General features: G+C 40.7%; 9 protein-coding genes. 8 read left to right on the forward strand and 1 reads right to left on the reverse strand.

Annotation, left to right across the window (positions count from 1 at the left end):
* Positions 1 to 59: 59 nt before the first annotated feature.
* On the reverse strand, positions 60 to 1,490 hold the full coding sequence (locus HMPREF2758_RS01100) for an alanine/glycine:cation symporter family protein (RefSeq protein ID WP_016648136.1): 1,431 nt from the start codon (positions 1,488 to 1,490) through the stop codon (positions 60 to 62).
* Positions 1,491 to 1,867: 377 nt separating this feature from the next.
* Here HMPREF2758_RS01100 and HMPREF2758_RS01105 point away from each other — a divergent pair, with 377 nt between their 5' ends.
* From HMPREF2758_RS01105 to pcrA, 8 genes are all read left to right on the forward strand, one after another.
* Complete coding sequence (locus tag HMPREF2758_RS01105) at positions 1,868 to 3,283, forward strand: alanine/glycine:cation symporter family protein (protein WP_016648135.1); 1,416 nt, start codon at positions 1,868 to 1,870, stop codon at positions 3,281 to 3,283.
* 106 nt (positions 3,284 to 3,389) lie between these two features.
* Entirely contained in the window at positions 3,390 to 4,553 is a 1,164-nt protein-coding gene (locus HMPREF2758_RS01110) for a hypothetical protein (RefSeq protein WP_070608607.1), read from the forward strand.
* Positions 4,554 to 4,556: 3 nt separating this feature from the next.
* Entirely contained in the window at positions 4,557 to 5,741 is a 1,185-nt protein-coding gene (locus HMPREF2758_RS01115) for a class I SAM-dependent rRNA methyltransferase (protein WP_006908184.1), read from the forward strand.
* 79 nt (positions 5,742 to 5,820) lie between these two features.
* Positions 5,821 to 7,875 (forward strand): serine hydrolase, encoded by a 2,055-nt coding sequence (locus HMPREF2758_RS01120; RefSeq protein ID WP_006908183.1) that lies wholly within the window; start codon positions 5,821 to 5,823, stop codon positions 7,873 to 7,875.
* A 171-nt stretch (positions 7,876 to 8,046) separates the two neighbouring features.
* Positions 8,047 to 8,562: a hypothetical protein gene (locus HMPREF2758_RS01125; protein ID WP_006908182.1), complete on the forward strand. Its 516-nt coding sequence runs from the start codon at positions 8,047 to 8,049 to the stop codon at positions 8,560 to 8,562.
* Positions 8,563 to 8,579: 17 nt separating this feature from the next.
* The gene (locus HMPREF2758_RS01130) at positions 8,580 to 9,296 is read left to right on the forward strand and encodes a glycoside hydrolase family 73 protein (protein WP_006908181.1); all 717 of its coding nucleotides are present in this window, start codon (positions 8,580 to 8,582) and stop codon (positions 9,294 to 9,296) included.
* A gap of 104 nt (positions 9,297 to 9,400) precedes the next feature.
* Positions 9,401 to 10,534 carry an ATP-grasp domain-containing protein gene (locus tag HMPREF2758_RS01135; RefSeq protein WP_070608608.1) on the forward strand — a complete coding sequence of 378 codons (1,134 nt, stop codon included), beginning with the start codon at positions 9,401 to 9,403 and terminating at the stop codon, positions 10,532 to 10,534.
* Between the two features lie 162 nt (positions 10,535 to 10,696).
* Positions 10,697 to 12,994, forward strand: a complete 2,298-nt coding sequence (gene pcrA / locus HMPREF2758_RS01140; protein ID WP_070608610.1) for a DNA helicase PcrA — start codon at positions 10,697 to 10,699, stop codon at positions 12,992 to 12,994.
* The last annotated feature ends 2 nt before the right edge of the window (positions 12,995 to 12,996 follow it).

Raw genomic sequence — 12,996 nt, forward strand, 5'->3', positions numbered from 1 at the left:
GGATAAAAGTCCAACTTTTGAGGGTCACCTCATTTGCTTGGGTTCTTTATATGAGTGTCCTATTTTACGTGTCGATTGATCGATTCGTATTTGTAATCATAGTGAAGAGGTTCACCTACGTGGATTTGGTGATTGTAATCTTCTAAGATGGTACGTGCTTCACTGAGTAAGAAGACGAGACCGATAATATTTGGAATAACCATTAATCCGTTAAACATATCCGCTAATTCCCAAACGACGTTGATCTTAAAGAGTGTCCCCATAATGATAAAGCCTAAAACGAGGACTTGATAGATACGAACCGCTAATTGGGAATCAAATAGATACTTGACATTCGCTTCACCAAAGTAATACCAACCGATGATGGTAGTAAAGGCGAAGAATAGAAGGGCGATGGCTAAGAATTGGGCCCCGAAGGATGGGAAAGCCGTACTAAAGGCGTTCATGGTCACTTGTGCCCCTTCATAACCTAATTCAGGGTCAGCAGACCCTGTTACAATAATAATCATAGCAGTTGCTGTACAGACAACGATGGTATCAATAAATACCCCGACCATTGCGACAGCCCCTTGGATAGCTGGGTGTTTTACGTCAGCAACCCCGTGAGAGTTTGGAGTGGAACCCATACCAGCTTCGTTAGAGAAGAGTCCACGAGCAACCCCATAACGGATGGCCGATTTAATGGTATAACCTAGTACCCCACCTGCTACTGCTTCACGTCTAAAGGCATTTGAAAGAATAAGTCCTAATGTTGGAATGATCTTATCAGCAAAAACAATTAAAATGGCAATAGAACCAATAATATAGAATACAGCCATGATTGGAACGGTTAATTCAGCGAATTTACCAATCCGTTGCATACCGCCAATAAAGATTAAACCAGCTAAAATAGCTAAAACAATTCCGATAAAGATAGGTTGAATTGGGAAGGCTTCACTCATAACAGAGGCAATCGAATTCGATTGAACCATATTACCAATAAAACCAAGTGCCAAAACAATTAATACAGCGAAAACACTAGCTAAGAATTTACCTAAACCGGCTAATCTCCGTTCTTTTAGACCTTGACTAATATAGTAAGCAGGTCCTGAAACTAAGTCACCATTACGTGTTTGACGATACTTTTGAGCTAAGACGGCTTCGACAAAGATGGTTGCCATCCCTACAATGGCGGTTACCCACATCCAGAATACAGCACCAGGTCCCCCAGTTAGGATTGCCCCAGCAACCCCACCAATATTACCGGTACCTACTTGAGCGGCGATCGCTGTTGCAAGCGATTGGAAAGAAGATAGAGACCCTTCTTTATTGGAGTTATCCTTATGAAGGAATTTACCAAAGCTTTCTCGCCAACCTAATTTTAGTTTTGAGAATTGAGGGAATCCAAGATAACCTGTGGCAAAAAGACCAAATCCAATTAAAATAATCATCATTGGTGGCCCCCAAAGGAGACTGTTGATTGATTGAACAAGTGATACTAATGCGTCCATGTTATTTACCTCCTATTTATTATAATGGCTAAACATAAACAATATTAATTTTATGGGTATCGCCTCCCTCGATTCTGTTATTTTGTTTTCGCTTTCACTTATTATACCTCCAAATTAAAACGCTTGCAATATCTAAAAGTAAAATCCTGTGATTGTTTATTAAGATTTGTTTTAATAAATGGTTTGAAAGGCTATACAAAAAGTGCTTGTGAAAAGGATTTCCTTATGGTAAAGTATTACCTATCAGTAACAATAATAAATGAATGGAGGGTGGTTTATAAGGGAATTACTAAGTATCTCATTAAAATACCGTACTATTAATGAGACGTATAGCCTTATTTTCGAAAGCGTTATATATATAAAGAGAGGATTTTTAAATGTTAAATGATATCGTTGTAACCATTCGAGACTTTTTGTGGGATTATGTGCTATTATTTGGATTTATTGGAATGGGATTATATTTGACCGTTGTTTTAAAATTTCCACAATTCTCGAGAGTTTTTCCAGCTTTAAAGAAGATGATTATGGGTATTATCAATAAAGAGCCTGCATTACCAGGTGGAATGACTCCTTTTCAATCACTAGCAACGGCTGTTGCTGCTCAGGTTGGAACGGGGAACATTGTTGGGGTAGCAACCGCCATCGCTTCTGGAGGTCCTGGAGCTGCGTTTTGGATGCTAGTATCAGGATTCTTAGGGATGGCGACTATCTTTACCGAAGCTTCGATGGCTCAAGTCTTCCGTGAGCGGGATGAAAATGGTGAACTAGTAGGTGGACCGGCTTATTACATTAAGAATGGTGCTAAGCAAAAATGGTTGGCTTACATCTTTGCGATTCTATGTATTATTGGTTTAGGAATAGTTGGGATTATGGTTCAATCGAACTCGATTATCACTTCCATTAATACCGCTTTTGGTGTTAATCAAAAACTCATTGCTGTGGTATTAATGATCGTCGTTGGATGGATTCTTTTAGGTGGAATGAGCCGGATCGCTAAATTCTCTGAAACAGTGGTGCCGGTAATGGCTTTTGCCTATGTAGCATCTGCTGTGGTTATCTTGATCTTAAATCTAAATCAAGTGATTCCAGTCTTGAAACTAATTATTACAGGAGCCTTTAACCCTCAAGCTATCGCAGGGGGAGCACTTGGAATAAGTATGCAACAAGCGATCCGTTTCGGGCTCGCTCGAGGTCTTTTCTCTAACGAAGCCGGTATGGGTTCAACCCCTCATTCACATGCGGTAGCCTTAAACAACCACCCGGCAGAACAAGGTTTCGTAGCTATGATCGGGGTCTTTATCTGTACCTTTGTTATCTGTGTGGCAACGGTTATGATTAATATGTTAACAGGTGCTTATTCAGCAGATGTGATGAGCACATTTACTGAAGCTATCCAAATGGAAAATTATGCACAAGTGATGACCCAAACAGCCTTTAACTTGCAATTTGGTCAAGTAGGTGAAGCCTTCTTATCCATTTCTCTATCTGCTTTTGCCTTGACGACGATCGTTGGTTGGTTCTTCTTTGCAGAATCTAATGTGAAATTCATCTTTAAGAAGGCGAGTATCGTGCGTTGGTTTAAGCTAGTCGGACTGACTGCGATTGCTTTGGGTTATTTTGCAGGAACAGGTATTATCTGGGATCTGGCAGACTTGGCTATGGGACTCATGGCTTTACCTAATATTATTGCTTTACTTATTCTATCAAGAACTGCTTCTAAAATTCTTAAGGATTATGACCAACAAATGGCCTTGGGTGAGGAGCACTTATCTTGGGATTACAAATATGAATAATAACTTAAATGAAGGTCAGCTGAAGCTGGCCTTTTTTTAATGGAAAAAAGTATCCGCAGGGACGGATTTTGTTTATAATAGACCTAAGATAGAAAGGGGGAAGGTTATGAAGAACCTAGCTAAGAAGATATTCTTTGGATTCGTGTTGATTTTGTTCTTCGCATTATCAACCATGGCCCAAATGATAATCGCAGTGACTCCGTCGAATGCTAGTCAAGAACCAGTCATTAACTCAAGCGAAGATGAATCAACCGTCTCTGTGGAGGCTTTTAATCGTGCCATTGATCGAATGTTGGAGATGGACCAGTATCAAGTCAGTATGAAGTGGACTGACTTAACGGATAATCATCTAATGGGGCAGGCTTTTTTATTAGCTGATGAAAGCCAGGGTGATCTTTTAGGTCGGTTGCGTTTTTTCTCGGATGAATTCACACCCATGACCACCCATTTTAATTTTGTAGCCTACCGTCATTTTGAGTTAGCTTATGTGCAAAGCTTTAAGTACTGGGAATCACTCGGTTTTTTTAAGCAGGCCTTTTTTCCATATTTAACGGATTTGAGGCTAGCACCCTTTGTAAATTATTATTTACAGGTAGATAATGATTACCTACAAGCCAAGCCTTTATCAAGTAATATGCTTCAATCTCTTCTTTTGTTACCCAATCGAGATAAGTTGAATCAAGTGGCAAAAGACTATCTTGTGAAAGATCAAGGGAATTATCGTTTGTCGGTAGAACGCTTAGAGATACCTGCTCAATTCTTTGAGGGGGAGAGCCTATTAAATTTTACTTATCGTCAAGATTATGAACTGAATCCGACTAGTAAAGATCAACACTTAAACCAGTCGATTAAGCAAGAAATGAATTTTGTAAAAGATAAGCCTTATTTAGCTTTTAATGTTGATTTGAACACCACTATTAGTCAAGATTTAGCCAAAGCTAACCCCTCTAAGGCACGTTTACCCCTTTTACCACCCTTAAGTCGCAAAGAATCATTATCGACGGCTGGAATTATGGATAAGTTAACGAAATTTAGTCTTGATTTTGATGTTAAAGACCGTGTTTATCGTGTGGTCTTAGAAGGTATGACCGAGTATGTTGATTTCAATCTACTTTCTACGAATACCGCTAATTTGCAAACCCGGCCAGTGCGTTTTGAATATACCTTACGACCTGTTAAACGACCAATTCCGAGTCTAGGTGATTTACCAACGATGAATCAAGCAGAAGCAAATTATTATATGGAACGCCTCTTGGAAAGTGAGGATTAGTTTGTGAAAAAGTTTAAATTAAAAGCTCAAGCCGTGAAGGCTTTGGAATTAGGCAAACGATTAATTAGCTTGAAGGACCTGGAAGCGCCTGAGGCGATTGAACAAGCTCCGGAAGGATGGGTCTTTGGTTTAGCTGATCAATCGGGACAACAAATTGGTCAAGCAATTGTCGGTAGACAAAATAAAGGCTTTGCTTGGTTATTAGATCCGGATATTTTATTGGAATGGTCTAGCGACTTTGTCACTGTTTTATTTGAAGAGGCGGTTATGAAGCGTGAGAACCTTTTGGCCTCTGAAGACACGACTGCCTTTCGTTTATTTAATGGTGAAGGGGATGGCTGTGGAGGCTTAACAATTGATTATTATGATCATTACGCTGTCATCAATTGGTATTCCAGGGGAGCATACCAATACCGTCAGTGGTGGATCCAAGTGTTAGAAGCTTGGGATCATGGCATTAAAGGAATTTATCAAGTAAAACGTTTTGAATTAGATGATCAAGAATCTGCTTTGGATCCAGTCCTTGGCCAAGCAGCTGACCAACCCCTAGTGATCCGAGAAAATGGGGTTTCCTATGCGGTATATTTAGGTCAGTCTTGGATGACTGGCATCTTTTTAGACCAGCGATCAGTCCGGCAATTTGTTAAAGAGCAGGCTCAGGGATTAAAGGTTTTGAATCTATTTTCTTATACTGGCGCCTTTTCGGTAGCGGCGGCCGTAGGCCAGGCTGAAAAGACAGTTTCAGTAGATATTGCTAATCGCTCTTTGGAGTGGACTAGGGAGAATTTTTGCTTGAATCAACTTGAAGCATCGAATGACACTAATGAGATTCGAGTGATGGATGTTTTTGATTACATTGCTTATGCTAAAAAACACAAATATTTATATGATTTTGTGATCTGCGACCCGCCAAGTTTTGCTCGAAGCAAAAAACGGCATTTTTCAGTGGATAAGGATTACTTCGCCTTGGCTCAGGATCTATTTGAAATCACGCGACCTGGGGGAATTTGTTTGTTATCAACAAATAATGCATCATTAATGTTAGAGACATTTCGGCAACAAATGACCCTAGCGGGGGCAAATAAGAAAGCACAATTAATTCAACAATTTGAATTACCTGAAGACTTCCCAACAAGTTCAGATCCTGAGAGTGCTTATTTGAAAGTTTTGGTTTTTTATGTTCCCTAAAATCATCTCAAAATATGGTAGGAAGTATGCTACAATAATAAAGAGAAAAACCCTTTTAAATGTATGAGGAGGAAGATTTATGCAATGCCCTAATTGTGGACGGCATGTTAGAAGTAAAACCCAATGCGCTTATTGTGGGTATCAGTTTAATTCAAGCGATAAAAAAGAGTTTAATCGAGAACCAGCTAGTGAAAGACCTGATGTGAAGCGGGATGAGATCAAAGAAGATAAGGATATTATTTCGAGAACTAAGAAAGATCAGTCCTCTCGAAGTCAAGAAGTTTCTTCAAACACGTTGGAAGCAGACGCACCAGTAGCTAGTTCAAAAGAGGAGAAACCAGCCCGGCGCGCACGGATTTCGGTAGCAAGAAGGTCTTTAGAAGCAGAAATGGCCCAAGCCGAAGAAGAGGCCAAAAAAGCCTATCAAAGCGGTAAGGGTGGAGAGGATCAGGCCCCATTATCTGAAGAGGAAGCCTTTAGACGGCGAGCAGATGAGGTTTTTTCTTATCCTTATGCTAGCGATGACGAGGAAATTGATTCTGACATTGATATTGATGAAGAAATCCTACCAAGTAGTCGTGCCGGAAAAGGTTCTTGCCTAGGCAAGGTGTTTAAATGGTTGCTTGCCGTAGCGGTAATCTTTGCTTTGTTTATGTTAGCACCAAAGCTTTATACCAAAGTGAAGACGATGTGGAGCAATCATCAAACGGGTCAAGTTAAAGATTCATCTTCAACTTCTGAAGAGACGTCGAGTCAAGTCGAAGATCAATCGACGACCCAAGTTAAAAATGCTGCCTTCACTTTAGCGGATCATAAGGTAGACTTGACGAATTATCCAACAATCCAAGTAACGCTTGATTTTGATGAAGATTTAGATCAAGTGGACCAAGATACTTTTAAGTTTAAGGTAACTTATAATAATACAGATTTGGATCTTGGAGAAGACTATTCTCTTTTCAAGGATGGTAAGCAACTCAAATTGAGTTACGTTGATCCAGGCTTATCCTTGGTGGATGAAGTGGGTGATAAACAATCTCTGGAGATTACAGCTAAAGATTTCCAAGAAACAGTGAATTATGACCTGCCAGCTAATCGTTTGGATCAGCAAAGCAAGGATCAATTAAATGAATTAATCACCCAGGCCTTTGATCAAGAAGGAAAGGTATCTTTCTTGGCTCAATCAGACGCTAAAAAAGCACCTTATGTCTATGATAATCAGACGGTTGCAGCGGACCAAATGATTTCTTGGTTCATCTTGCAACGGACTTATGAATTGATTGCTAGTGGAGAGCTTCAAACGGACCAAGTGGTTGAGATGAATCAACAATTGATGGCTTCTGGGGATGCAGGAACGGTGGCGAGTCAAGGAGTTGAGGCTTATACGGTTCAGGATCTAATCAATTTAGTGATCATGGAGTCAGATCCGAGTGCCATGAATCATCTAGTGCAACTAGCCGGTGGTGTGAATGACTTTAACTATTGGTTGAAAGAGGCAGGTTATTTCGCGACTCGAATGGATGCTCCATTAGGTGTTGAGGAAGAGTCTTATATTACAGGAGCCTTAACTAATGTTACTGACATTGCCAAGTTATTAACCAAGTTAGCCCATAAAGAACTGGTGGATGAAGAGACGGACCAAGCTTTGATAGAAGCCTTGGGACATGCTAATCAGGCTAATCGTTTTACGTCTTCGATCGAAACAGATGCGCCTAAAATCCAATTAGCTAGCTGGGACTATAATCCTAAGAATCAACATTATGCGGGGATTATTCAGACAGAAGACCAACCTATTATCGTGGTGATTTTAACGACAGACTTTAAACAAACGGAAACAATTAATCAGCGGATTCAATCGAGTCTGGGACAAGCTGTTTCGCTTTTATTAACGGGTGAAGTGAAAGAAACGACTGCTGAAGTTGAGACGACCCAAGCTGAAACCACTGTTACAAGCTATGAGGCGGTACAAACAACGAGCAGCGATCAAGTCCGAATGACGAGTGAAACCAGTCAGAATCCGGAACCTACCGATAATCTCTATGAAGGTAAGCAAACCGTTAACCAATATTGGTTTGGGGATGTTTATCGCCGAGGAACTTGGTATCAAGGCGCTGATGGTGGTTGGTACTATCGTTAGGCAAGGTCTTACTTTACCGATCCTTTTAAAGAGCGTTTAAATTTAGAGAGGCTGCAACTTATGAGTTGCAGTCTCTTATTTATTGACGGATAATTAGCTTCCCTTAAGTTGGTTTCTTCCTCTTTAAAAATACACCTATTAGGTGTATGATTAAGAAAAGGGGGAATTACAATGAGTCCAGTACTTGTCGATATCGTAGTGTATACTGTCAGAGAAAAATATCAAACAGAAAAGGCTTTTTATAGTGAGAAATTGGGTATCAGCCCTCAGTCTTGGGATCGATGGAAGAAGGGTGAGCAAGGACTAAAATTTGAAAATATTCAGATTATTTCAACCTTATTTACGGATTATGAATGGATGTTAGTTCAAAAAGTGGTTCGTAACGCAGAGATTATTTCAGAGATTAAGTTAAATCCGGTGGGTGAATACCTCTATTTGAAATATCAAATCGCTAAAACATGGGTAAACCATGGTATGGTACGAATGGAATGGCATCAAAGTGAATCTAAAAGTCATCAAGCTAACACAATGATTTTGCAATTAATTGCGGACTATAATTTTTGGGGGTACAATGATATTATTGAAATTAGACTTCCCGGAGTTGTCCGATCACAAATTGAAACGGATGAGGTAAAATTACTACAATGGTTTGATGATCAGACTGGCCAATTGAAGGATGGAAAATAAGAGAGCGTGGTGAAAGCTTGGCCAAGAAAAAGAGTCAGCGACCTAAAAAAACAAAAAAGAGCGTTCGCCGTTCTCCAAAATGGCGGCGAATTAAAAGACAATGGAAACACTTTTCAGCTAATTTTTTCCAAAAAATGGGATGTATAGTTGTTTTCCTATTTATTCTATTTGCCTTGTTATTTGCTCTGGTTTTTCGCTATTTGAATCATTCGATAGAATTAAATGAAGAAGAGACGGCTAGGCAAGAAGAGTTAGCTCAGAAGAAAGACTTTGTAAAACGTTTGGTTCCAACTGCTCAATCTTTGCAGCGGGAATATGGGGTCTTGGCATCGGTCTCATTAGCTCAAGCGATGCTAGAGTCCGATTTTGGCCGGAGTCAATTAGCAAGTCAGGATTATAATTTATATGGTGTTAAAACGGACCCATCTGATCCTAATAAGGCACTCTATCCGACGCTAGAGTTTCAGAATGGGGAATGGGTTGAGATTATGGATGCTTTCAAGCACTATAATTCTTGGGAAGAGTCGATGCGTGAGCATGCTCGCTTGATCGTGAATGGAACTTCCTGGAATCCTCAACAATATGCATCGGTTTTAGCAGGACAGAATTATCAAGAACAAGCACGGGGCCTCCAATCATCTGGTTATGCGACGGATCCGGATTATGCTGATAAGATTATCCGAATGATTGAAGACTGGCAGCTGAATCAATATGACCAACCTATGACCCATTAATAGATTATTTGTCATTCATGACTGTTTAAGCATGTGGTAAGAAAGATTACAAAGGATGAAAGCCTTCTGATGTTAGTTGGGAGGCTTGAAGTGAGGAGAGTTTTATGGTGCATCGATTTTATCCAGGGACTTGCATTGGAATTATTGGATCTGGCCATTCATCGGCCTTGTTAGCTCAAGAAGCAGGTCGTCTTGGCTATCATGTGGGATCCTTGGTGACTCAAGCTTGGAATGGTGTGAGACAATTTGCTTCTTGGCAAAAGGTGGTGGATTCTTATTCGACGGAAGAACTATTAGCCTTTGGTGAGCAGGTGGATGTTGTCTATATCGAGCCGGGTCTATTGTCCAATCGGGATTTTCGCCTTTTATCTCAGGTGACATATCTGCCTTTAACGGACGATTTAATTGCTATATCAACCGATCGATTAATTGAGAAGGCATATCTGGATTCCAATAAACATCTCGTGCCACCTTTCTCGATGGTGACCAACTTGGAAGACATTCAAGAAGCGGTTGAATATATTGGTTATCCTTGTGTGTTAAAATCTGCCCAACGTAATCTGGGTATTAAAAGTGATCAAGTTATTTTATTTAATGAAGAGGATTTGACGCAAGTTACTAAGTTGTTAGATCAAGGAACTTGTATCCTAGAAGCTTGGATTCCTGTTGAAAAGAAGGTCACACTGACGATTGTTCAGAATGAAGCTGGGCAACAGATGGTTTATCCTGGTTTTGAAGTCGTGGATAAAGGGGATTTGATTGGACGGCAAGTTCGCTATCCGGCCACGGTGAGTGAATCGGTTCAAGATGAGATCGAGCGCATTGGTCGATCGATTGCACAATCATTAGCAGTTGTTGGAGCGATCAATATTGAATATTTTATGACATCCGCAGGGGTGATTTATGTTAATCATGCCTCTCTAGGTCTTAAAGAAGCAGGCGTGTTTACTCATAAAGTCATGTCAATGCCAATGGTCGAGGCTACTTGCAGGGCTTTGGTGGGCTTACCGCTTGGTAAGTTAGAGTCTCAAGTACCAGCAGCTATCGCCTTGCCGATCGCCGCCTTAAATATCGAAAAGGTCATGATTCAGTATATGACCCGAACGGATTGGGACTTTGTATTTTTGAATCAGCCTCAAAAGTCCGTTAACTTACTTGAAGGATTAGTGGTCGTGACTGGGGAAGATTTATCTGACTGTGACCAACAGATTACAATTACGAATCTTTATCATGCATAGCTTTGATTTAAAGTGAGACTCATTATAACCTGGTCTTGTCAAAGGGACCAGGTTTTTTAATGGTTATGGATAAGATCGGAGGACTTTTTCTTTAACATATCCTGAGGGGAACATTTTTGTTATAATAGAACCGATGCCGTATGAATAGAATGGAGTGGTTAAGTGACATTAAAGGAAGCATTACAAGGATTGAACGATAAACAACGTGAGGCCGTATTAACCACGCAAGGGCCAGTGCTTATTGCTGCTGGAGCAGGATCTGGGAAGACCAGAGTTTTGACGCATCGAATCGCGTACTTAATTGAAGAATTAGGGGTGAAGCCCTGGCATATTTTGGCCATTACTTTTACGAATAAAGCCGCTAATGAGATGAAGGAGCGACTCCATCAATTAGTGGGAGAGGCTAGCTATTCAATTTGGGTATCTACCTTCCACGCTTTATGTGTTCGGATATTACGTCAACAAGCTCATTTACTGGGATATACGAATAATTTTTCGATTGTGGATCAATCGGAACAAAAGACTTTAATGAAACGGGTCTTAAAAGAGTTAAACCTTAGCAGTCAGTTCTTCCCAGAAAAGGAAATGCTGTATCTGATTGATCAAGCTAAGAATCAAGGGCTGACTCCGGAACAAGTTAAAGCGGATGCCAAGTATCCACAAGCCATTAAGCAAGCTGAGATTTATCATTGTTATCAAAAGAATTTGAAAGCAGCCAATGCGATGGACTTTAATGACTTAATCTTGAATACGGTGCAGTTATTTGAAGAGCAAGCTTATGTGCGGCAATTCTATCAGAATAAATTTGATTATATACATGTTGATGAATATCAAGATACCAACCAGACGCAATATCAATTGGTCCAACTTTTAGTGAATGAAGCTCAAAATATTTGTGTTGTAGGTGACGCTGATCAATCTATTTATGGCTGGCGTGGAGCTGATATGACCAATATTTTGAATTTTGAACAGGATTTCCCTAAGGCAAAATCAATTCTGTTGGAGCAAAATTATCGTTCGACGCCCACCATTCTTAAGGCAGCCAATAGTGTGATTAAGAATAATGTGAATCGTAAAGCCAAGGAATTGTGGTCGAATAAGGAAGCTGGAGATAAGGTTGTCTATTATGAAGCAGATTCAGATTTGGATGAGGCAGGCTTTGTGATTCAAGAGATCTTGACCGAGAAGGACTTGCATCAACGCCAGAATTCAGATTTTGCGGTCCTTTACCGCACGCAGGCTCAGTCCCGATCTTTGGAAGATCAGTTTTTGAAGGCTAATATCCCCTATCAGGTAGTAGGAGGGGTACGCTTCTATGCTCGAAAAGAAATTCAAGATGTTTTGGCTTACCTGCGGTTAGTAGATAATCCTAAGGACGATTTAAGTTTTAATCGAATTATTAATGAACCTAAGCGAGGAATTGGGGCCAGCAGTGTTAGTAAATTGCAAGATTTTGCAGCGAGTTTGAATTTGTCGAATTTCCAAGCGGCTCAACAAGTCAACGCGTCGAATCTATCTGCTTCGGTTAAGAAAAAATTCCAGGATTTCAGTGTGATGATCGACCGTCTACATGAACAGGCAAAGTATCTTTCAATGACTGAATTATTAGAAGAAGTTTTAGAAGTGACGGGATATCGTCAAGCTCTTCTGGATCAGAATGACCTAGAAAGCCAGGCGAGACTTGAAAATATTGATGAACTAAAGTCGGTCACGCAAGAATTTGACCAAAGCGACCTAAAGGATTTGGGAGAAACAGACCCGGATTTAGTTCAAGCAGGCAGTGAAGAGGACTTGTCGGGCTTAACGCTATTCCTAGGGCAGGTCTCTTTATCTACAGACCAAGAAAACCAGCGGGATTCGGATGAATCAGTTGTGACCTTGATGACGCTCCATGCCGCCAAGGGGCTCGAATTTCCAGTGGTTTTTGTGGTTGGAATGGAAGAAGGAATCTTTCCAAGTTATCGAGCCTTTGAGAATCTCGATGAGATGGAAGAAGAGCGTCGCCTCGCCTATGTTGGTATGACTCGAGCCGAGGAGAAGCTCTACTTGAGTGCTTGCCGGCGCCGGATGCTCTATGGCCGTCTTCAACAAAACAAGTTGTCACGCTTCGTGGACGAAGTGGATGCGGATCTTGTGGAATCGAAAACTAGGGATTTTGTAAGTAGCCGGATTCATCATTCCGCTAATGATGGCCAAAATGCGAGCAAACGGGTGAAATTAAGTGCAAGACGACCGGTTGCCAGAACTCAAAAAAGGTCAAGACCAGTCCAAAATCCGACTATTGATTGGCAAGTGGGCGATAAGGTAGACCACCGGGTCTGGGGTGTAGGAACGGTCATCCAGGTTAGTCCTAGTAAGTCAGATACGACCTTACATATTGCCTTTCCTGATCAGGGGATTAAGCAACTACTTGCCAGTTTGGCACCTATTGAAAAGCATCAAGATGAAGGTGAAAAATAGCT

Source organism: Facklamia sp. HMSC062C11, from assembly GCF_001810675.1.
Classification (GTDB): domain Bacteria; phylum Bacillota; class Bacilli; order Lactobacillales; family Aerococcaceae; genus Facklamia; species Facklamia hominis.

Coding starts and splice junctions, on each gene's coding strand:
- HMPREF2758_RS01110 (WP_070608607.1), top strand. CDS start 3,390: ATGAAGAACCTAGCTAAGAAGATATTCTTTGGATTCGTGTTGATTTTG.
- HMPREF2758_RS01120 (WP_006908183.1), top strand. CDS start 5,821: ATGCAATGCCCTAATTGTGGACGGCATGTTAGAAGTAAAACCCAATGC.
- HMPREF2758_RS01105 (WP_016648135.1), top strand. CDS start 1,868: ATGTTAAATGATATCGTTGTAACCATTCGAGACTTTTTGTGGGATTAT.
- HMPREF2758_RS01100 (WP_016648136.1), bottom strand. CDS start 1,490: ATGGACGCATTAGTATCACTTGTTCAATCAATCAACAGTCTCCTTTGG.
- HMPREF2758_RS01125 (WP_006908182.1), top strand. CDS start 8,047: ATGAGTCCAGTACTTGTCGATATCGTAGTGTATACTGTCAGAGAAAAA.
- HMPREF2758_RS01135 (WP_070608608.1), top strand. CDS start 9,401: ATGGTGCATCGATTTTATCCAGGGACTTGCATTGGAATTATTGGATCT.